Raw genomic sequence first — 23618 nt, forward strand, 5'->3', positions numbered from 1 at the left:
TTACTTTCTAAGTTTAAAGACTTGAATTGCGAGTGGTGCGATTACTATTTGAATAGACTGTTCAAACCCATGATGAGCAAAATCTTGACTGACAGGATCTAAGCCATTGTAGGTATTTGAACCTTCATATTTATCTAAATCTGAATTAATAATTTCTTGATATACACCTTTTTTTGGTATGCCAATACGATAGTCATGATATACCATAGGTGTCATATTTAATACAACCAAACAAAAATCACCCTTTGAATCATACCTTAAGAAAGAAAAGATACTTTGTTCTGCATTGTTAGAATCAACCCATTTAAAGCCGTTGGATTGATAATCAAGTTCATAAAAACAAGGATTCTCATGGTAGACTTTAACCATGTCTTTAAAAAACAAATTGGCCTTTTGATGCATAGGATATTGGAATAAATGCCAATCTAACTGACTCGTATCCCTCCACTCATGCATATGTCCAAACTCTTCACCCATAAACATAAGTTTTTTTCCTGGATGAGTGACTTGTAAACCAACCAATAAACGATAGTTAGCAAATTTTTGCCAATAATCTCCTGGCATTTTTTCTACTAATGAATGTTTACCATGGACCACTTCATCATGTGACAAGGCCAAAACAAACCTTTCAGAATGATGATATACCATAGCGAAATTTATATAATGGTGATGGTATTTTCTATAGATAGGGTCTTTTTCAAAATACTTCAAGGTATCATTCATCCAACCCATATTCCACTTATAATCAAAGCCAACGCCTCCATCATGAACAGGAGCGGTTAATTTTGGGAAAGTTGATGAATCTTCAGCAAACAATAAAACAGAAGAATCATAGGCTTTTACAGTATTTGATAACGTTTTTAAGAAGTCTAAAGCGCCCATATTGGTTCCTCTAGATGGGTCTCCTAAATAATGAAGAATGTTTGAAACAGCATCAATTCTAAATCCATCAATATGGAAGTAATCCATCCAAAAACGAGCATTAGATAGTAGAAAAGAACGAGTTGTTCCCTTGCCCAAGTCAAGATTTATAGTCCCCCATACTTCATTTTCCCTGATTGAATCATCAGAATATTCATAAAGATAAGACCCATCAAATTTATATAAACCATGAGCATCTTTAGAAATATGTGATGGAACCCAATCCAATATCACACCAATCCCAGCTTGGTGTAAACGGTCTATCAAATAGAAAAGATCCTTGGGCACACCAAATCTAGAGGTAGCTGAATAATATCCTGTAGCTTGGTAACCCCATGATTCATCTAAAGGATGTTCAGCCAGAGGCATCATTTCAACATGAGTAAAACCATGATCTAATAGGTAGGGAATTAATAAGTCTACCAAGTCATTATATTTATTAAAAGTAAAATCTGGTTTTCTCATCCATGAACCTAAATGCATTTCATAAATGACCATAGGTTCTTTGAAAGAATTTCTTTTCTTGCGGTTTTTCATATACTTGGAATCATTCCAAGTATAACCTTCAATATCATAGACTTTAGAAGATGTTTCTGGCCTAAAATCAGAGAAAAAAGCATAAGGATCTGACTTAAAAATAGTTTCATTTTGATAAGTCACAAAGCAATACTTATATTTCTCCCATTCAGATAAACCTTCAATATAAAGTGAAAACACACCCGCATCATCGATTTTATTCATGATGTGTGTACGAGAATCCCATGAATTGAAATCACCAACAATAGAGGCAATTCTAGCATTTGGTGCATATACCGTAAACTCAACACCTAAAATCTTTTGGTTTTTATCCTTGACTATATGGGCACCAAAATGTTTGTACGCTTGAAGTAATTGTCCATTGTCAAATAAATACATGATTTCACTATTCATATTCATTTGCTTCTTCTCCTTTTAATATCTGAATTATTTTATGGTAACTATAACCTTTTTGCATTAACTTTGGAAGGATAAAATCCCTAAAAGATTGACTTTGATTACTTTTCTTATACTTTCTTAAATAATTATCATAATCTTTTTCTAAGGCCACATCTTCATCGATTTCATCTTCGATATGACTTGACATTCTTTCAACTATTTCTTGAATCAAATCATAATCATAACCCTTATTTACAAGGTATGCTTTTAAAGATTCTTTAATCTTATATATGGGCTTATTTTTTGATGATTTCACTCTCTTTTCAACTAAAGTTTGAATATTCTCAGTCATTAATTGCTTAGAATATTGATGAAGATGTCTATCAATCATTGACTGAGAAATTCCTTTTTGTAGTAAATCAAAAGTAATTTTATTGGGTCCAATCATCCGAAAATGACTATACTCATCAATGTATTGTTTGGTATATAAGTCATCATCAATAATCTTAGCTGTTTTTAATTTATCAATGTACTTTGCTTTAGCCTTTTCAGGAATTGAAAACTGGTCTAAATACTTACTGGCTTCTAATTCTGTACGAGCTTTAAATGTCGCATAGTGCAATAACTTTTGACGATAATTATCATGTTTTATTGCTTCTTTTAAGTCTAAAAAGTCTTTTTTTTCAAGGACTTTACCTTTAACTAAACGAAATTCTAAGATGATTTCGTCAGAAACCTCAAATTCAATACTTTTTTCTTGGTGTTTCAAGGATAAAATATATTTGTTTTTATTTTTTTCTATTTGATTTACTTGATAGATCATTTCTTCAACATAGTTAAATACGCAAAGATAAACCCATCCAAGTCTCCATCCATAACCTTGTCACCATTTCCGGTTTCAAAATTGGTGCGATGGTCTTTAACCATTGTATACGGATGAAAAACATAAGAACGAATTTGTGACCCAAAGGCATTTAACTTCCCATCATGAAATTTGGCCAATGCTTCTTGTTGCTTCTCTAATTCTAAATTATATAACTTACCTTTTAAAACCTTCATTGCTGTTTCACGATTTTGAATTTGTGACCGTTCATTTTGACACGTCACAACAATATTAGTAGGTAAGTGGGTAATTCTAATGGCAGAATCAGTCGTATTAACCCCTTGACCACCCTTACCACTTGAACGATAGGTGTCTACCCTAATTTCAGTTTCATCAATTTCTATATCAATAGAATCATCAATTTCTGGATATACTTTAACTGAAGCAAATGAAGTGTGTCTTCTTCCTGATGAATCAAAAGGAGAAATTCTCACCAAACGGTGAACACCAGATTCAGCTTTTAAATAACCATAGGCATACTTGCCACTCACTAAAACGGTTGCTGATTTTAAACCAGCTTCTTCACCATCTAAATAATCTAAAATCTTAAATTGGTATTGGTGTTGATCACAATATTTTTTATACATCCTAAACAACATTTCAGCCCAATCTTGGGATTCAGTTCCTCCTGCTCCTGGATGAAACTCAATGATGGCGTTAAACTTATCATAGTCTTCATTTAATAATAATCTTAAGGTGAAAGCTTGATTTAATTGCTCAAATTCTTTAATGAGTTTTTCAATCTCATTTAAGTCTACATGTTCGTCTTCATTCAATAACTCGATACTTAAATCAATGGTTTCATAAATATCTTTTAATCTTTGATAATCATCAATTTTGCTTTTTAACTCATTAACTTCTCCGATGATGGTCTGTGCTTTGTCATTATCAAGCCAAAAATCTGGAGAAATCGTTAAATTTTCCAGATCTTTTAAATGTTCTTTAGTTTCTATGATGTCTATGCTTTGATCAATCTTCTCAATATCTTCAGAAAACTGATTCGAATATTTTTTTAACTCATCTAAAGTAATCATTATCCATTCCTACCATGACAATGTTTATATTTTTTTCCACTTCCACAAGGACATGGATCATTACGACCAATAGTATCGGACTTAGTCACAGGTTTTCTCTTGGTGTTTTCATCTTCTTTACCAGAATATGTGCTGACTGGTTTAGCAACCTGTACACGTTCAGTGTTTTGTCTTACTTCAGCTCTTAAAACATATCTAGTTACATCTGATTGGATGTTTAATACCATAGATTCAAACATAGAAAAACCAACTTCTTGGTATTCTCTAAAAGGATTATTTTGACCATAACTTTGAAGTCTTACAGCCTGTCTTAACTCGCTCATGGCATCAATATGTTGGACCCAATGAGTATCAACCACTCTTAGAGTAATTGATTTTAAGAAATCATTAAAAACTTTCTCTCCAACCAATTCTTTTTTATGGGCTTTGTCTCTTTGATAAATATCAATCAAGTATTGATATTGATCATTTTCAGTTTTCAATATTCCTAAATCAACCAATTTAGGGCCAAAGAAATTATGGATAGCCTTAGACATTTCTTCAAAATTACCCTTATGTTGGAAAACAATTCTTTCTATAGTCGCAAAAATCATTTGGTCAATTGATTCTTCAATTGTATCTTTAAATAAAACATCTGTTCTTTGTTGGTAGATAATATCTCTTTGTTTTTTAAGAACCTCATCATATTGTAAAACCGTTTTACGACGATCATAATTATTACCTTCAATTTGTCTTTGCGCTCTCAAAACAAGTTTTGAAAACATCTTGAAATCTAAAGGTGCATCTTTATTATCACCCTTACCATTGACCATTTCGATCATTCTTTTAAAACGATCACTACCAAATCGTCTTAACAAATCATCATCGGCTGATAAAAAGAATCTTGAATAACCTGGATCCCCTTGACGACCAGAACGCCCTCTTAACTGATTATCAATACGTCTTGATTCATGTCTTTCAGTCCCAATGACTGCAAGACCTCCAAGTTCAACAACTCCTTCACCTAACTTAATATCTGTCCCACGTCCAGCCATATTTGTCGCAATAGTAACAGCGAATTTTTGACCAGCATTGGCAACGATTTCAGCTTCTCTTTCATGTTGTTTAGCATTTAATACATCGTGTTTAACACCATTCTTTTTTAAGAGTCTTGATAAAAGTTCAGATGATTCAATAGAAACAGTACCAATCAATTGTGGTTGACCTAGTTTATAACGTCTTGTAATTTCTTCAGCCAAAGCTTTGTATTTTGCTTCTATAGAAGCAAAAATTAAATCATTATCATCAATTCTAACCACAGGCATGTTGGTAGGAATAACCACAACATCCATATTATAGATTTCTCTAAACTCTTCTTCTTCAGTTTTTGCAGTACCAGTCATACCTGATAATTTAGAATACATTCTAAAGAAATTTTGAAAAGTAATGGTGGCTAATGTTGTTGTTTCTTTCTTGATTTCCACAGCTTCTTTAGCCTCTAAAGCTTGATGTAAACCTTCAGAAAACTGACGACCATGCATTAAACGACCTGTAAAGGCATCAACAATAACAACTTTTCCATCTTGGACAACGTAATCTACGTCTTTTTCCATAATATAATTGGCCCTTAAAGCATTATTGATATGATGTAATAAAACCACGTGATTCACATCATATAAATTCTCTAAGTTAAAATGAGCTTCAGCTTTCCTAATACCTTCTTCAGTTAATGTGATTGATTTTGTTTTTATATCAATCTCATAATCCTCTTCATCTTTAAGCCTAATAACAAAATAATTAGCATGCTTATACAATTCCGCTGTATTTCTTTCGCCACCAGATATAATCAAAGGCGTTCTCGCTTCATCAATCAAGATTGAATCAACCTCATCAATGATTGCGAAGTTCAAATTCCTTTGAACTATTTTTTCTTTATAAACAACCATGTGATCTCTTAAATAATCAAAACCCAACTCATTATTGGTTGAATAAATTACATCACATTTATAGACTTCTCTTTTTTCATCAGCTGATAATTCACGGTGATTCATTCCAACGCTTAAACCTAACCATCTAAATAAATCTCCAATTTCACCTTCTGCTTCACGTCTGGCCAAATAATCATTGACTGTAACGATATGGACACCTAATCCAGATAAAGCATTTAAATAAGCAGGCATAACTGCGGTTAAAGTCTTACCTTCACCTGTTTTCATCTCAGCAATATTTCCTTGATGAATAGCCACAGCACCCATGACTTGAACCTTGAAAGGTGTCATTTTTAATACTCTAGTACTTGCTTCCCTAACAGTCGCAAAAGCCTCTACTAATAAATCATCTAAAGACTCTGTCTCTAATCTCTTTTTAAAGACCTCTGTCTTTGCTTGAAGCTCCTCATCAGATAATTGTTTATATTCATCCTCTAAGGCCAAAACGTCCAAGGCTAATTTCTCTAATTTTTTTAATACTCTTTTATTACTATCCAAAAATCTAAACAATATAATCACCTCAAATACTCTATATAATCATACCATTTTTATGCTATTTATTCAATCATTTACGGTCCCAAGACAAAAAAAAGTGGCCATTAAATGGCCACTAAACTATTCAGTTTCAATCAAACCATATTTACCATCATCTCTGAGGTATAAAATACAAGTTTCATTGTCTTCGTTTTTATAAATAAAGAAATCATGATCCAATAAATCCATTTGTGTTAAAGCTTCTTCTAAGGATAAAATTTCAAGACTAATTTTTTTCTTTTTAACTGGATCAATTAATTCTTTTTCCAATTCTTCTAAATCCAATTCATCTGATGCAAAAGTGTTTTTTAAACCCTCTCTTTCTTGCAATGAACGATTCATTTTGTGTTTGTTCTTTCTTAACTGAGCTTCTAACTTATCTACAGACCTATCAATAGCTGCATATAAATCACGATCTTTGACCTCAGCCCTTAAAGTTAAAAACTTAATTGGAATGGTGATTTCTACTTTCGTACCATCTCTATAAACCTTACATACCACCACAGCTTCAAGCTGTTCTGTAAAGAGACGATCGATTTTATTCAATCTCTTTTCTACGTAGTTTCTGATTGCATCGGTAATAACAAAACCTGACTTGCCAACAATTTCTAGTTTCATAAAACCACTCCTTCTATATATATTTGTACAATTAATTATACCATTATCAAAAACAATAGTAAATAAAGTCACTTGTTTTTATAAAAATATATCTTTGTATACCAAATCTTTCCTCATTAAGGAAAAGAAAAAAACTTTTCGATAATCTTTAATCAAGGGTCCTAATTCATAAAAAGTATGGTCTAACAAGTCATCATAATATATAAATAAATCATAAGTATCTTCAACATCTAAAATTTTTAAATAGAGCCTATCTAAATATCGAGATAAATATATATCCTCATGAGTGTTTAGAGATAAATCATCATAGATGTAATAATAATCAATTTGACCATTGTCTATGGGGATGCTTTCAAAATGGATGCTGACTTGAAATTTTTCCTTACAAGAAGGACATAAATCAGGAAAATCAAACCACCTATCAAAAGAAAACACATCAAGAAAATATGTTTTACATAATTTACATATCATGATTTTTCACTTTATTATAAGCCATCAACTCTCTTTTTGTTTCTTTCATGGCAATACTTACAAATTGTGAATAAAAGATTAACAAACCTTGATGATAAATAGCATCTCTTCCTACTCTGCCACTTATCTGAATTAAAGTATCTTTATCAAAGATTGGATGATCAGCTTCTATTACAAAAACATGACAGTTCTTAAATGTGACACCTCTTTCCAAAAGCGTTGTGGTTAGTAAAATTCTAAAATTCCCTAAAGAAAAATCTTTTATGAGACTGTTTTTATATTTGCTTTGACTCGATAGCATTTTACAAGCAAGGCCCTTCTTATGTAAAAAATAAAAATATCTAGTCATCAAATGAATACTAGGAAAATATACCAACAGTAATATTTCCGAATCTTGATAAGATGCTATTTGCATAAATAATTCTTCATTAAATAAGTACTTATATTTTTTAAATTCAGGAATCACCAAATCTTTTCTATGATACCTTTCTGGAATTAAACAATAATCAAAAGCATGATTTGAAACTTGTTCTTGATATATTTGAGGAAAGGTGGCGCTGATATAGATTAAAACACCATCACTTTTCCTAGATTTTTTAACCAGTCTTTCAAGATATTGATTTTTAAAAAAGGGATAGGCATCCACCTCATCAATAATCATCAAATCAAATTCATGATAAAACTTTATCAATTGATGGGGTGTGGTTACATAGAGATCAGCCGACTCATCTAAAACCATACCTTGATAAAGTGCACAAATATGACTTTTAGGTAAATAAACTTGAAATCTTTTGACCAGCTGCTTAATAATTTCTAATCTTGGAATCACAAAAGCAATACTTAAGCCTTGATTTAAAGCTTTCAAAATCGTATGTAAAGTCATCTCTGTCTTCCCAGCCCCACAAACCGCATGTAAAAATCCCTGACGTTTTTCATTAAAACAATTATCTATAAAATCTTGACCTTTGAGCTGTGCTTGAGACAAATTAAAATTCATTCTTAATTGATGATTCTTATTATTTCTTATTCGCTCATACCGATTCAAAAATAAAAAATCAGACATGGATTGGTTTTGAGAACATTCTTGACAATATACATGATTATTTTCTGAAATTAATAAATCTTTACCCATACACCGATGACAAATTTGATCAACCGCTTGGATACTTGATGCTTTATTATGGTATACTATTTTTTCAATCATTGATATCACCCATGAGTATATTACCTCTGATATCAATGTATTCTTTAAAAAAAATGTCTATTTTTCAATAGACATTTTTAATTATTTTATAACAATATTAACAAGTTTATTAGGTACAACTATCACTTTAACAACAGTTTTTCCTTCAATATAAGCTTGTATTTTATCGCTATCTAAAGCGATTTTCTCTAAGGACTCTTTATCAAGATTATTTTCAACGGTCAACTTATCCCTAACCTTACCATTAACTGATAAAACAAGTTCTATCTGGTCTTTAACTAATTTTCTCTCATCATATTCAGGGAAAGATTCGAAAACTAATAAATCATCATGTCCCAACATTTGCCATAATTCTTCAGCGATATGTGGGGCAATTGGATATAATAATTTCAATAAACTTTGATAATCAGCCCTAGTTATTTCTTCTTCTTTATTAAACAAATTAACCAATTCCATTAATTTAGCAATGGCTGTATTAAACTTTAAATTCTCAACATCCTCACTAAAACCTTTAATGGTTAAATGAATGTCCCTTTCTAAAGCCTTAGAATAATCCATTTGATCAGTTACTTTAGGAAACATTCTCCATATTTTATCTAAGAATCTTCTAGCACCTTTAACACCATCATCATTCCAAGGTGTAGACATTTCATAATCACTTAAGAACAAGACAAAAGTTCTTAATGTATCTGCCCCATATTCATCAATTATTTCCATTGGATTAACAACATTACCTCTGGATTTTGACATTTTTTCATTGTCTGATCCTAAAATCAAGCCTTGGGCTGTTCTTTTTTTATAAGGTTCTTTATTAGGGACTAAGCCTATTGAATTTAAGAACTGATTCCAAAATCTTGAATAAATAAGGTGTCTAGTCACATGTTCCATACCACCATTATACCAATCCACTTGGCCCCAATATTTTAGCTTATCCATGGATGCAAATTCTTCTTGATTAAAAGGATCCATATATCTTAAGAAATACCAAGAAGAACCTGCCCATTGAGGCATAGTATCTGTTTCTCTTCTTGCTTTTCCTTGGCATTTAGGACAAGTACATTGAACATAATCATCAATAGATGCAAGGGGTGATTCACCTGTAGATGAAGGTGAAAACTTCTCTACATAGGGTAAAGTTACTGGTAAATCCTCATAAGGAACAGGCACAATACCACACTGATCACAATAAATAATAGGAATAGGTTCTCCCCAATATCTTTGGCGGTTAAAAGCCCAATCTTTCATTTTAAATTGGATGGCTTTATTACCAATTTTCTCTTTTTCGATAATATCTAATATTTTTTCTTTAGCTTCTTTAACTGATAAACCATCAATCAAAGGTGAATTAACTAAAACACCTGTTTCTGTATCCGTAAAAGCTTCTTCCTCAATATTACCACCTTGAATAACTTCAAGTATTTTTAAATCATATTTTTTTGCAAAATCATAATCTCTTGTATCATGGGCTGGTACAGCCATAATAGCTCCGGTTCCATAAGTAATCATGACATAATCTGATATAAAAATAGGAATTTCTTCTTTACTGATAGGGTTAATAGCCACCAACCCTTCAAGTTTAACACCCGTTTTATCTTTGACAAGTTCAACACGTTCAAATTCAGTCTTCATTTTTGCTTGTTCTTGATAGGCGATAACTTCATCCATATTCTTAATACGATCTTTATAGACTTCAATATAAGGGTGTTCTGGAGCAATAACCATAAAGGTCGCTCCATAAATAGTATCTGGTCTTGTGGTAAATACTTCTAATGATCGGTCACTATCTTTGATTGGAAAATGTAAATTCGCTCCGACAGACTTGCCAATCCAACGTTCTTGTTCAGTCTTAATACGTTCATTAGATTCTAAATCCTTAAGTCCTTCTAATAAATCATTGGCATAATTGGTGATTTTTAAAAACCAAACATCTTTTTCCATTTGTGTGACTTGGGTATCACAACGATCACACTTGCCGCCTTGAGATTCTTCATTTGACAATACGACTTGACAAGATGGACAATAATTCACATAAGTTTTATCTTTAAAAACCAAACCATTTTCAAACATTTTCAAGAAAATCCATTGAGTCCATTTATAATATTCTGGATCTGTCGTATCAACTACTCTAGAAAAATCAAAAGAAATACCTGCTGATTTTAATTGGTTTTTAAATGTTTCTATATTTTGATCAGTAATTTTTCTTGGATGAATTTGAGTTTTAATGGCATAATTTTCTGTTGGTAAACCAAAGGCATCAAAACCAATAGGAAATAAAACATTATAACCTTCCATTCTCCTTTTTCTTGAGATAACCTCAAGAGATAAATAAGCACGGATATGCCCTATATGCATACCCATTCCACTTGGGTATGGGAATTCAACCAAAGAATAATACTTTGGTTTATCTGAAAAATCTATAGCCTTAAAATAGTCCTTGCTATACCATTTATCTTGCCATTTTTTTTCAATCTTTTCATGTTCAAAACTTGGAATAAATTCACTCATGATTGTCCTCCTTAAATATTAAAAAAAATCGTCCTTGTATAAAGGACGATTAATCACCGTGGTACCACCTTAGTTCTAGTTAACTAGCACTTTATCTCTTAACGCGAGTCACGGATTTTACTTACGAGCTGCATAAAATCTACTCCACAGACTAATTCAATCAATTCCTATATTGGTTTTCACCAGCCACCAACTCTCTAAAATATTTATTGATTTACTATTTCTGTATCACTGTATTTGAATTTATTATATCATATTATAAAAAATTAACAAGATTATTCATCATCCTCTTCTTGATCAATAACGTCTTCTTCTTTAATATCATCTTTATCCGTTTCATGGAAACGATCTTCATAATACTGTTTTTGTTTTCTCATCATTGAACGAACGTAAAGTTCTTTTTGTAAGACAAATATTGATCTATAGGCCAAGAACATCACAACAAAGAAAATGATCATGTCCAATTCTAATAAATTATTAATTGATAAGACAATGAAAATAGGTGTTGCAGCAAAAGTAACCATCTTGAAGATTTTTTTATATCTGATTTCTTTCCTAAACCTTAAGAAAGGAAGGGTTGAAATTAAAACAATAAAAATAATAATTAAAATATTTTGTAAGATTGTCGCAATAATCAATGGAACAACAACCGTGGTTTTAATAAAATCATACAAGTCAGAGACTGACTTAAAAGATGAAATATCCATTTGATAGAATTGTGTGCTTCCAAAACGATAGGTCATGCTTTGGTCTTTCACAACAATTACATAGTCATTATCAGTAATATCAGTAATTTCTTGGTTATCAGATAAAAAATAAATAGGAATCCCATAAGCAGAATAATCTTGACTTTCAATCAATCTTTCACTGCATTCAAAAGAACCATCAACCACTTGACAATTTGTTGTTTCTTCATTAACCATAGGATTGTTAGTAGCTATTAATAAAACAATGATGTCTAATGATAAAAGTATAGTGAAAAAAAGCATGTAAAAAAATACAAACCAGCCTTTTTTTGAATGATATTTAATGATCTCTTTTGGAGCTGTGATACTTTCTCTAATAATGTTATACATAAAACCACCTTCACCTATTATAAACAATAAATATATGACTTGCAAGAAATAATGTCCTTCTAGTGAAAACATCATCAAAAACTCATAAACTATGATATAATTTTATTGGTGATTTTATGAACTATTTTACAAATGAAAAACATTATAATACACTTAACCATTATTATCGACACCGCTTCCAATCAAAGATAATGAAGATTGCTTTAAACGGTGATTTTTCATGTCCGAATCGAGATGGTGTTTTTTCGTCAAAGGGTTGTATATTTTGTTCTGAATCTGGGTCTGGTGATTTTGCTGGTCAAAAAGAAGATTCTTTAAGAAAGCAATTTGATGATATCTTAGCTATGATGAAGAAGAAATGGGATAATGCCAAGTATATTGCTTATTTTCAAGCAAATTCCAATACCTATGGACCTATAGAAAAATTAAAAAATTTATACAATGAAGCCTTATCTTTAGATGATAATATTGTGGGGTTAAATATAGGGACTAGAGCAGATTGTTTTAGTCCGAAAATATTTGATTTATTAGAAGAACTCAATCAAAAAACTTATTTAACCATAGAACTAGGTTTACAAAGTTCTCATTTAAAAACCTTAGAACTAATTAACCGGGGTCATGATATCCTTACTTTTACCAAGACAGTTAAGGAACTAAGAAAAAGAAAGATCGATGTGGTTGTCCATATTATTAATGGTCTACCTGGCGAAGATGAATCTATGATGTTAAAAACCATTGATTATCTTAATCAATTAGATATACAAGGCATTAAGATTCACATGTTGTATGTATTAAAAAATACCGCTCTTGAAGATTATTATAAGAAGCAACCTTTCCATATACTTACATTAGAAGAGTATGTTGATATCACCGTTAAACAATTAAAAAATTTAAGAGAAGACATCATCGTTCATCGTATCACAGGAGACCCGCCTAAAGACCTGCTTGTAGAACCTCTATGGACTTTAAAAAAGTTTGTTGTGTCAAATGAGATCGATAAAGTAATGAGAAAAAACAAAGACTATCAAGGAGATTCTTATCATGAATAAATGGGCACATCTATCAGGCATTGGTTTTTCAGTTATCTTTGGTTTTTCTTTTATGTTTTCAAAAATACTTTTAGATTTCATCATGCCTATGGGCGTTATAGCTTATCGATTTTTAGTTGCTTTTCTAGTTTTTGAAATATTAAGACAACTTAAAATAGTAAAAATTAATATTAAATTAAAAGAAAGCTTCCCCATATTTCTAGTCGCAATATTTCAACCAGTCATGTACTTTATATTTGAAACTTTTGGCTTGCAACTCACAACCAGTGCTGAAGCTGGTCTAATGATTGCTTTAATTCCTATTTTTGTGACTATCTTATCTGCCTTCATACTCAAAGAAAAACCTAAAACCATTCAAGTCTTGTTTATTTTAGTGTCTTTCATTGGCGTTATCATTATTCAGTTATTTAAACCTGACATAGGATTTAATACGAATATTTTAGGCTTTGCCTTATTATTATTGGCTGTTATCTCAGCTGCACTCTTCAATATAGCATCTAGATCAGCTTCTAAAACTCATAAGGCAGTTGATACCACTTATTTAATGATGTTTATGGGAATGATTTCATTTAACAGTATTTATATCATTCAACTCTTATCAAACAATCAAATCCACCGCTATTATGAAAATTTAATAAATATACAAGTGGTTATTCCTATCTTATATTTAGGTGTTATCGCTTCAATACTTGGTTTCTTTTTGGTGAACTTTACCCTAAGTAAGGTTCCTGCCCATGTTTCTAGCATTTATGCCAATATTTCAACCATTGTATCAGTCCTCGCAGGATATTTTTTCTTACAAGAAGATATTTACTTAAATCATTTTATTGGTGGTATATTGATTATTATTGGTATCTATGGTACAACGAGAGTCAATTATTTAGTTAAGAAAAAGAGGTTTATTAATGATCAAACTCACCCAAATATATCATAATATAATTCAAGAAAAGAAAAATATTCAAGTTTCTGTAGATATGACTTGTGGTCATGGCAATGACACGCTATTTTTATCTCATATTTCAAAAAAAGTCTATGCATTTGACATCCAAGAGGTCGCCATGATAGAGGCTAAAAATCTTACAAAAACTTATGATAATATTCAATACATTCTAGATAACCACGAAGCTATAGACCAATACATTCATGAAGGAATTGATGTCTGTATCTATAATTTAGGTTATTTACCCAACCATGATCATTCAATCATCACTCAAACTTCTTCAACTTTAAATTCACTCGAGAAAGTTTTAAAGTTATTGAATAAAGATGGCTTGGTTATCATTGAACTTTATCCTCATAATCAAGAAGAAATGTATAGTATCCTTGCCTATACTAAGACTTTAGATAATGAATTTGATGTTCTTAAAATCGAATTATTCAATAAAAATAATCCACCAATTTTAATCACAATCAAAAAAAATTAAGGCGCAAATATTTGCGCCTTATTCTTTTGGAGTATAAAGATAAAATTTTTGAAATTTTAAAATTTTAGCATAGAGGTTAAAAGGGAATAAAGATAATTTATCATTGTATATAATAACCTTTGAATCTCTATCTCTTCTCACTTCTTGTAGTCTTTGATATGTTTCTATAATATATGCGTTTTCTTCAAGCTCTAAATTAATGTCTTGATATGCACTTTCAATAATATCTAAAATTTGTGATTTTTCATCATGAGATAACTTTTTAATCACAAGCTTATGATATTTTTCTAATGAATCAATCTCTAAAAAGTTATGCATGATATTGATTAATTTTCTTAACTCTATATCGAATTTAGATTGAACTTTATATACTTTTTTATACTCAGTTCTTAAATGTCTAACTATAAATACAGATGCGACACCAATTAAAGCCAATAAAATGATGACCAAAATACTGATTTCTAAATAAATATTTAAACTATAAGGACTCAATTTAAATCACATCCTTAGTCAAATAAGTTTTTAAGAGATCAACCATGTCTAGTTTTTCCCAAGGCAAATCTAAATCATCTCTACCGAAATGCCCATAAGCAGCTACTTGACTGTATTTTACAGATCTTAATTTTAATCTATCTATAATTGCTTTTGGTCTTAAGTCAAAGTGTTTTTCAATAATTTTTATGATCTTAACTTCTGATATTTTTTCTGTATTGAAGCAATCAATGCCAATACTCACTGGTTTGGCTTCACCGATAGCGTAAGAAACTTGAATTTCTATTTCATCAGCCAGTCCAGCAGCGACAATATTTTTAGCGATGTGTCTTGTCGCATAAGCAGCTGAGCGGTCCACTTTAGAAGGATCTTTCCCAGAAAAAGCACCGCCACCATGGTGAGCTCTACCACCATAAGTATCAACAATAATTTTTCTTCCAGTTAAGCCAGAGTCTCCTTGTGGTCCTCCAACCACAAATCTACCGGTTGGATTCACATGAATTTTAGTGTCTTCCTTGATATAATCTTCAGGAACCACTACTTTAATAACATGATTAATAATATCTTCTCTGATTTGTTCTTGAGAGATATCTTGAGCATGTTGAGTTGAAATCAAAATATCAGTGAAAAATAAAAATTTCCCATCATCTGAAAACTTAGCTGTGACTTGAGTTTTACCATCAGGTCTAAGATAATCAAGAATATTTTCTTTTCTAACAAAGGCAAGTCTTCTAGCAAGTAAACTCGCGTAATAATGACTAATAGGCATGTAAGTTGGTGTTTGATTAATAGCATAACCAAACATCATCCCTTGGTCTCCGGCTCCTTGTTCTTTTTCAGTTGTTTCATCTACACCCATAGCTATGTCTTTACTTTGTTCATTTAAACAAACTAGGACAGCTAAATTTTGAGCATCAAATCCATATTTCCCCCGGTCATAACCAATGGCTTCAACTTTGTCTCTGACTATTTTTTGAATATCCACATAAGTTTCTGTGGTGACCTCACCAGCAACCAATACTAAACCAGTTGAAACAAGTGTTTCAACCGCAACTCTAGCTGATGGATCTCTTGATAAAATTTCTTCTAATATAGCATCTGATATCTGATCACAAATTTTATCAGGATGACCTTCTGTCACCGATTCAGATGTAAAATATTTATACATAATACGACCTCTATTCTTCTAGTAAATCATGATACGTTGATTCAAATTCAGCTTCATACTTAATAAATCGATCAATAATTTGTGGATCAAAATATTCATTAAACTCATATTTGATTAAATCAATCGTACGCTGATGATTTAATTTCTTCTTATAATTACGTTCTTGTCTTAATATATCATAGATGTGTGATAATAATATGACTTGAGATTCTCGGTTATTTTGGATTCCATTCATTTCTTTAATAAAATCTCTACTCACCGTTTTTTCGAAATGAGCTCTAACGATATCTTCAGCTTTTTTATCTAATTGAAGCCTCTTAATAATAATAGAACCAACAATGGTTTTTTGTCTTATAGACTTATAATCGGCTTCATTTAATTGTTCCTTAGAATCATATTCATCTACATTAAGGATATCTCTTTTATCGATATGAATGGTAGAAAATTCAAATATTTCTTGACAGAGTTTAGAAGAATATCCTAAAAAACCACCAAGTTCACCGGCTATTTTGGCCACTCTTTTAGCAGATTCAGCATATTGCCTTTCGGCTATATCTTCTCCACGTTGTTTATATACAGAAATCACATCAAAGACATCTGATACAACATCTTTAAAGTCTTTTTCCATTTTTCTACGTTTGACAAGTTCTTGTTTTCTTTTTATATTAATATCTTCAGATATTTTAACTGTAGAATATAAACCAATCATAAATATTGCTAAAATCAAAGTTCTTAGAATTAAGTCGGTTAATATAGGACCCTTAATATAATCCCATAGTTGTACGAAATCATTGGCATAGCGATAAACTGGGTACATAACCACCACATGAATAATGGTCATAGCAACAATGGTAATCTTAAAGATAACATTTAATAACTTAGGATCTTGGTATAAGGCTATCACAACCAAAGAAAAATAAATTAAAGAATATCCAGCTTGAGTGATAGAAAAGAAGCCGCCCTCTAAAGAATCACCTAAAGTGAGTCTTAGTTTTATATAAACAGCGATGGCCATCATTAAAACATATATACCTGATAAATATTGACCCATTTGTTGTTTATGAAGTGTGGTTGGTTTTTCTTTGATAATACTACCGATAGATTGGCCAGCAATCACCATAATTAAACCAATGACAAAGGTAACTATGATATTAATCCGTTGATTTAAACCATCTGAACCTATCAAAGTAAACAATAAAAACACAATGTTGGTGATGGTAATAATATTTTGAATAACAATATTTTTTCTAAACAAAACAGATGTATCATCAAGAATATCTACACCAGCTTCAAAAGAGAATTTCCTTATAAAGTAATCTTTAATATGATACCATCTTTTTCTAAGATGGGTAGATTTAATAATTTCAGTTCTTTTTTTATTTGATGATACTTTATTTTCATCAAATTTATTTTTAAATGAAATTAATCTAAAAAATTCAACAACCTTGTCAGAAAAAGTTTTTTTAGATTTTTGTTGAGAGACATCATTAAAATACTCATCAATTTGCTTAGAATCTTTTTCTTTTTTCTTCCTTTTCGACTTATTATTTCGAAAAAACTCATCTAAGGTTTTTTGACGATCATCCATAAACATCCCCCTTCCTTAAAAGAATTATTAATGGATAAGTTAGAATAACTTAGGTTCTTCTATAATACTAGGATCTTTTCTTGCTTCTAACTCATTTTCGATTTGAGCAACTCTAGTTGAAGCTGCCGCAGCTACTGCACCAACAATATCATCTAAAAATGTATGGCAAGCTTTTTTTTCGCCCTTACCTTTTTCATTAAGTTCAGAAACGATTCCTGGTTTATTAACATCAATATCACCAAAATTAGTTTTACCAATGGTCCCGTATAAACCAGCAAGCTCTATCCCAAATAATTCATCAATACCAAACATACCTAAATCAGTGGCTAGTATAGATTGAATTGGACCTTTAAAAGCATTTTCTTCTGTTAATCGATCAATTTCCGCACCCAATTGTAAAATATGAAATACATCTCTTAATGAAAGAATTTTTTCAACAGATTCAACACATTCTTGGTATGAAATATTATCTTTCCATTTTGACTGTTGACGAAAAGCAATCTTAGCAATTTCATCTACTGAAACTCCTCTAGATTTTAACATTTCAATATTCATTTCTAACATTTCTTCTCTAGAAAATAAATTTCTATCTCTATTCATATTGTTTACACCTCTTTATAAAATAGACTTAATTATTAATTATAACACATTTACAATATAAAATAAATGTTAAATCGATGTGTTTAATTTAAAGATATCTTTCCCTAAACCATTCATAAAGGCTTGAATATCCATTCTTTTTTTACCTTGAAGTTGAACTTCTTTTAAGATAAGCAAACCCTTGCCAGTCTGTATGTATACTCCGTTTTTATTAACATCTACGACTTGACCTACAGGATGCTCGGTAGATATTTCTTGATAATCTGCTTTATAGACTTTTAATTTTTGACCATTGATTAGCATTTCAGCGATTGGCCATGGATGCAAACCCCTAACTAAGTCATAACAAACTTTGGCAGGTTGTTTTAAATCAATGATTTTTTCTTCATCTTTTATATGATAAGCATAGGTGACATCTTCAGGATTTTGGGCTAGGGCTTGTAAATTAGTCAATATAAGTTCATCTAATGTTTTTATCAGTAATTTTGAACCTAAATCAGCTAATTTCATTTCTAAAGAACCTACATCATCATTATCTTCTATGACTAATGATTCTTGAGCCAATACAGGTCCAGCATCCATCTTCCTCACCATATACATAATTGAAACACCAGTCTCTTTATCACCATTCATAATAGCCCGATGCATAGGGGTTCCACCTCGATATTTAGGTAATAAGGATGCATGAACATTTATGGCTTTAAACCTTGCATGATTTAAAACTATATCTGGAATAATCTGACCATAAGCAGCGACAATCATAAAATCATAATTGCTTTGTAATATGCATTGATAATCATTCTTTATATTTTCAGGTTGAAAGGTTTTGAGTCCTAACTCAAGTGCTTTATTCTTCACAGGAGTCCCTTGTAATATTTTTTTTCTTCCAACAGGTTTATCAGGCTGAGTCACCACCAAATCAACTTCAAATTTCTTATTTAATTCCTCTAATATTTTAACAGCAAAATCCATGCTGCCCATAAAACATACTTTCATAGTAACTCCTTTCATATTCCTGGAAAATGATCAACTCTAATATAGATATCTTTATCAACATATTTTGTCATCATCTTTTGGATAATTTCATTGATATCAGGTTCGTTTTTAAATTTTATCATGATCTTACTTGTGTACTTATTTTTTATTTTTATAACATCTGAAGAAGGTCCAAGACAAATACTATCTTCAGCAAGTTCTTTCTTTAAATCCTTAACCAAAGCCATACCAAAAACCATGATGTGTTTCAATGATACGCCTGTTAATTCCATTTGAATTAAAAAGTAAAAAGGCTCATATCTAGCAATTCTCCTTAATCTCATCTCATGTTCATAAAAACCCTGATAATCATTTTCATAGGCATATTTTATAGCATAATGATTTGGATTATAGGCTTGTATATAAACCTCACCTAAAGTATCTCTTCGTCCAGATCTACCTGAAACTTGCATAATTAATTGAAAAGTTTTCTCTGGTGCTCTAAAGTCAGGAACAAACAAGTTACCATCTGCCTGTAAAACACCCACTAAAGTAACTCGAGGAAAATCTAATCCCTTGGCTATCATTTGTGTACCTATCAAAATATCGCCTTTTTCTTGGAATTGATGCAATAATTTTTCATGTGAATTTTTCTTACTTGTTGTATCTGTATCCATCCTAAATATTTTCGCATGAGGAAATTTATTCTTTAAATCAGCTTCTATTTTTTGAGTACCTGTTCCCATAAATTCTAGATCCCTTGACCCACAGTGTTCACAAGTTTTAGGAACCCCTTGTTCATAAGCACAATAATGACACTTCATTTGTTGAGAAGCTTGATGATAAGTTAAAGAGATATCACAATTCTTACATTTTAATACATGACCACATTCCCTACAAATCATGAAATTAGAATAACCTCTTCGATTAATCAAAAGAATGACTTGTTGGTCATTGTCTAATCTTTGCTTGATTGCCTCTAATAAGGCTCTTGATATATCATCACTATGACCATCTTTAAACTCTTCTAACATATTAATAATTTTGATAAGTGGAGGCTTAGAGTTTAAAGCTCTATTTTCTAATTTCAATAATTGATAATAGCCCCTAGATACTCTAGCATAAGATTCAATATTAGGGGTGGCTGATCCTAACAGCAACAAAGCTTGATGGTTTTTAGCCCTTTTCTTTAAAATATCAATAGCATAATAAGGTAAATTCTCTGTTTGTTTATAAGAACTTTCATGACATTCATCAACAATCATTAATCCTATATTTTTAAGGGGTGCAAAGCATGCACTTCGAGCACCAATGACTATTTTTGCTTCACCATTGATAATACGACGCCACTCATCATATTTTTCCATAGATGATAAACCAGAATGAATAGAAGCAACAAGATGTTTAAATTTACTTTTAAAACGTTGAATCATCATCGGTGTTAAAGAAATTTCTGGAACAAGTAAAATTACAGTTTGATCTTTTTCGATAACTGATTCAATGGCTTTCATATATATTTCAGTCTTACCAGAACCTGTCACACCATGCAATAAAATAGTATGTTCATGGCCTAATTGACTTAAAATCTCATGGTATACAACTTCTTGTTCATGACTTAAAGTAACATCAAAACTTTCTCTAGTATATACAGTTTCTACTTTTCTATAGACTTCTTTATCAAAAATCTTAATGAAATGATGTTTTTCCATAGTATTTAATACAGAAGCGCTAATATCAACTTTATTTAGGACAATATTTACTAAATCCTTATGACCAGGTCTATGATATAAATAATCATAAACAAGTTTTTGTTTATCTGTTAAGGATTGATTATCTTTAATAAGTAATTGCACAAATCTTTTTGAGAGATTTTTATTTTTTTTCTTAATATCGTAATTTTGCTTTAATTTCTTCTTTTTGATTAAGGATAAGACTTCTTCATAAATACTTTCATCAATTTGATCTAAATAAATCTCCTCTTGTTTTTTAAATAAGTCAAGCAAATTTTTATCGACACCATCTTCATCAATCAAAGATAATTTAGCTTTATACATGACTTTTAAAGCCGAGGGTAAAATAGTTTCTAAAACAGATATTAATAAATATCCTGTTTCTCGACTTAAAGTTTGAGCTAATTCAATCAATTCTTGGTTTAAATATGATTCTAAGTCCACAAGCCTTTCAATTGACTTCAATTCCTTATGATATTCAGAATGTTCTGAAATTCCCAAACAATAACCCATCACTTGACGACTACCAAAAGGTACGATTACACGTGATCCCAATGTTAAAATATTCTCATATTTTTTGGGAATCAAATAATCATACATTTTATCAACATTCTTAGATTTTACATCAACTAAAACTTTTGCGAACATAAATACTCCTGAACTATATTATATCACTTTTATCTTGATTAAAAAAGATTAAGAAGGTTTCAATTGATTGCAAAATCACTCAATAACCTATATAATAGATATGTTAAAATATGGAGGAATTATAAAATGAATAACTTATTAAAACTAAATAATGAAGCAGCTGTTTTTGCTTTAGGCGGACTTGGAGAAGTCGGCAAAAACATGTATGTGATTCAATATGAGGATGAACTAATCATTGTAGACTCAGGCATTTTATTCCCTGATGAATACTTACTCGGTATTGATTATGTCATTCCAGAATATTCTTATCTCATCGAAAATCAAGATAAAATAAAAGCCTTAATCGTATCACATGGTCATGAAGACCATATTGGTGGTATCCCGTTTCTAGTCCAACAAGTGAACATACCTGTCATTTATGCTTCTGGTTTATCTTATGGATTAATCCAAGCTAAATTAGAAGAAAAAGTCAGCTTTCCAGTTAACCTAAAAAAATTCTCTGATGATGATGTCATTAAATTTAATAAACTAGAAATTGATTTCTTTAGGACTAACCATTCAATTCCGGATACTTTTGGAATTCGTGTCAAGACACCTGCAGGATCTATTGTTCACACAGGTGATTTTAAATTTGATTTTTCACCAACAGGAAAAGATACAAACTACCATAAAATGGCAAAAATTGGCGATGAAGGTGTCTTATGTTTATTATCAGATTCAACCAATGCTGAATTAGAAGATTTCACAACATCAGAAAAAGTTGTTTCTGAAACCATTAGAGAAATGTTTGAAGATATCGAAGGAAGAGTCATCATCGCAACATTCGCTTCTAATATTCACCGAATCCAACAAATTATTGAAGCCAGTGTTTCTACAGGTCGAAAAATAGCTGTATTCGGTCGTTCAATGTTGAGAAATATCGAAGTTGGAATGGAATTAGGCTACATTAATGTTCCTAAAAACACTTTTATTGATACAAGAAACCGAAATGCCTTAAAAAACAAAGAATTAACCATTATATCTACTGGTTCACAAGGTGAACCCTTTGCTGCACTGACTCGTATAGCCAATAAATCTCATAGACAAATATCATTAATTCCTGGAGATACAGTTATATTATCATCGTCACCAATTCCTGGTAATCAAGAGTCTGTAAATAAAACCATTAATTTACTACAAAAAAATGGCGCTAATGTCATTGTTCAATCACCATTTGCAGATGTCCATGCTTCAGGTCATGGTGGTCAAAGCGAATTGAAATTAATGCTAAAACTTATGAAACCTAAGTTTTTCGCACCCATCCATGGTGAACACAGGATGTTAAAGGCTCACCAACAATTAGCCATTGATACCGGAGTAGAACCTAACAATACTTTCATCCTAGAAAACGGCTTAGTTTTGGCCTTCTCTAATGGGAAAGCCTATATAAAAGGCAAGGTTAAAACTTCAGACGTTTATGTAGATAGCGAAAGTATAGGTGAAGTAGGATCCATGGTTATCAAAGATAGAAGAGAGCTATCTGAAGATGGTTTACTTTCTGTTGTTCTAACCATTAGCCAACAAAAATACGAAGTAATCTGCATGCCAAATATTGTTTCAAAAGGTTTTATTTTTGTTAGAGACAATTTTCAAATGATTAAAGATATGCAAAAAATAGTCATTGAATCTTCTAAAAAATACTTGAATCCTGAATTTAAAAAATTAAACATGAATGGTATCAAGAATGATATAACAAAATCTTTAAAAGCTTATATTAAAGAAGAAACTAATAGGGAACCAATGATTATGCCAATCATTATGGTCTTATAAAAGAAAA

19 protein-coding genes and 1 other annotated feature are annotated in these 23618 nt (G+C 31.0%); of the genes, 4 read left to right on the forward strand and 15 right to left on the reverse strand.

The window, feature by feature from the left end:
• From glgB to HF295_RS03825, 9 genes are all read right to left on the reverse strand, one after another.
• Positions 1-1857, reverse strand: coding sequence for a 1,4-alpha-glucan branching protein GlgB (gene glgB / locus HF295_RS03785; RefSeq protein WP_312032525.1), 1857 nt, complete (start codon positions 1855-1857; stop codon positions 1-3).
• Positions 1844-2659: a regulatory protein RecX gene (locus tag HF295_RS03790; RefSeq protein ID WP_312032526.1), complete on the reverse strand. Its 816-nt coding sequence runs from the start codon at positions 2657-2659 to the stop codon at positions 1844-1846. Before HF295_RS03790 ends, glgB begins: the two co-directional genes overlap by 14 nt.
• The gene (gene prfB, locus HF295_RS03795; protein ID WP_312032527.1) at positions 2656-3753 is read right to left on the reverse strand and encodes a peptide chain release factor 2; all 1098 of its coding nucleotides are present in this window, start codon (positions 3751-3753) and stop codon (positions 2656-2658) included. The genes HF295_RS03790 and prfB overlap by 4 nt, the downstream gene beginning before the upstream one ends.
• Complete coding sequence (gene secA / locus HF295_RS03800) at positions 3753-6239, reverse strand: preprotein translocase subunit SecA (protein WP_376739674.1); 2487 nt, start codon at positions 6237-6239, stop codon at positions 3753-3755. The genes prfB and secA overlap by 1 nt, the downstream gene beginning before the upstream one ends.
• Positions 6240-6335: 96 nt before the next feature.
• Positions 6336-6872 carry a ribosome hibernation-promoting factor, HPF/YfiA family gene (hpf, locus tag HF295_RS03805; protein ID WP_312032529.1) on the reverse strand — a complete coding sequence of 179 codons (537 nt, stop codon included), beginning with the start codon at positions 6870-6872 and terminating at the stop codon, positions 6336-6338.
• Positions 6873-6950: 78 nt separating this feature from the next.
• The gene (locus HF295_RS03810; protein WP_312032530.1) at positions 6951-7343 is read right to left on the reverse strand and encodes a hypothetical protein; all 393 of its coding nucleotides are present in this window, start codon (positions 7341-7343) and stop codon (positions 6951-6953) included.
• Positions 7333-8547, reverse strand: a complete 1215-nt coding sequence (locus tag HF295_RS03815) for a DEAD/DEAH box helicase family protein (RefSeq protein WP_312032531.1) — start codon at positions 8545-8547, stop codon at positions 7333-7335. The genes HF295_RS03810 and HF295_RS03815 overlap by 11 nt, the downstream gene beginning before the upstream one ends.
• A gap of 81 nt (positions 8548-8628) precedes the next feature.
• Entirely contained in the window at positions 8629-11052 is a 2424-nt protein-coding gene (gene leuS, locus HF295_RS03820) for a leucine--tRNA ligase (protein WP_312032532.1), read from the reverse strand.
• A 38-nt stretch (positions 11053-11090) separates the two neighbouring features.
• Positions 11091-11293: a binding site (T-box leader), on the reverse strand.
• Between the two features lie 34 nt (positions 11294-11327).
• Positions 11328-12128 carry a DUF1189 family protein gene (locus HF295_RS03825; protein ID WP_312032533.1) on the reverse strand — a complete coding sequence of 267 codons (801 nt, stop codon included), beginning with the start codon at positions 12126-12128 and terminating at the stop codon, positions 11328-11330.
• Between the two features lie 116 nt (positions 12129-12244).
• Between HF295_RS03825 and mnmL the strand changes: the two genes are divergently transcribed.
• From mnmL to mnmM, 3 genes are read left to right on the forward strand one after another with little or no spacing between them, the layout of a single operon-like run.
• Positions 12245-13177 (forward strand): tRNA modification radical SAM protein MnmL/YtqA, encoded by a 933-nt coding sequence (mnmL, locus tag HF295_RS03830; RefSeq protein WP_312032534.1) that lies wholly within the window; start codon positions 12245-12247, stop codon positions 13175-13177.
• Positions 13170-14111 (forward strand): DMT family transporter, encoded by a 942-nt coding sequence (locus tag HF295_RS03835; RefSeq protein ID WP_312032535.1) that lies wholly within the window; start codon positions 13170-13172, stop codon positions 14109-14111. The genes mnmL and HF295_RS03835 overlap by 8 nt, the downstream gene beginning before the upstream one ends.
• Positions 14083-14601, forward strand: coding sequence for a tRNA 5-(aminomethyl)-2-thiouridylate-methyltransferase MnmM (gene mnmM / locus HF295_RS03840; RefSeq protein ID WP_312032536.1), 519 nt, complete (start codon positions 14083-14085; stop codon positions 14599-14601). Before HF295_RS03835 ends, mnmM begins: the two co-directional genes overlap by 29 nt.
• 18 nt (positions 14602-14619) lie before the next feature.
• Here the strand turns inward: mnmM and HF295_RS03845 are convergent, their stop codons facing one another.
• From HF295_RS03845 to priA, 6 genes are all read right to left on the reverse strand, one after another.
• Positions 14620-15093, reverse strand: coding sequence for a hypothetical protein (locus HF295_RS03845; RefSeq protein ID WP_312032537.1), 474 nt, complete (start codon positions 15091-15093; stop codon positions 14620-14622).
• 1 nt (position 15094) lies between these two features.
• Positions 15095-16261: a methionine adenosyltransferase gene (gene metK, locus HF295_RS03850; protein ID WP_312032538.1), complete on the reverse strand. Its 1167-nt coding sequence runs from the start codon at positions 16259-16261 to the stop codon at positions 15095-15097.
• 10 nt (positions 16262-16271) lie between these two features.
• Complete coding sequence (locus tag HF295_RS03855; protein ID WP_312032539.1) at positions 16272-17849, reverse strand: HD-GYP domain-containing protein; 1578 nt, start codon at positions 17847-17849, stop codon at positions 16272-16274.
• Between the two features lie 39 nt (positions 17850-17888).
• Positions 17889-18449 carry a phosphatidylglycerophosphatase A family protein gene (locus HF295_RS03860; RefSeq protein ID WP_312032540.1) on the reverse strand — a complete coding sequence of 187 codons (561 nt, stop codon included), beginning with the start codon at positions 18447-18449 and terminating at the stop codon, positions 17889-17891.
• A gap of 69 nt (positions 18450-18518) precedes the next feature.
• Positions 18519-19445 (reverse strand): methionyl-tRNA formyltransferase, encoded by a 927-nt coding sequence (gene fmt, locus HF295_RS03865; RefSeq protein WP_312032541.1) that lies wholly within the window; start codon positions 19443-19445, stop codon positions 18519-18521.
• An 11-nt stretch (positions 19446-19456) separates the two neighbouring features.
• A complete protein-coding gene (priA, locus tag HF295_RS03870) occupies positions 19457-21802 on the reverse strand; it encodes a primosomal protein N' (RefSeq protein WP_312032542.1) in 2346 nt (781 codons plus the stop codon).
• 126 nt (positions 21803-21928) lie between these two features.
• Here priA and HF295_RS03875 point away from each other — a divergent pair, with 126 nt between their 5' ends.
• The gene (locus tag HF295_RS03875; RefSeq protein ID WP_312032543.1) at positions 21929-23611 is read left to right on the forward strand and encodes a ribonuclease J; all 1683 of its coding nucleotides are present in this window, start codon (positions 21929-21931) and stop codon (positions 23609-23611) included.
• The last annotated feature ends 7 nt before the right edge of the window (positions 23612-23618 follow it).

The sequence above is a fragment of the Hujiaoplasma nucleasis genome (assembly GCF_013745115.1).
GTDB lineage: Bacteria > Bacillota_I > Bacilli_A > Izemoplasmatales > Hujiaoplasmataceae > Hujiaoplasma > Hujiaoplasma nucleasis.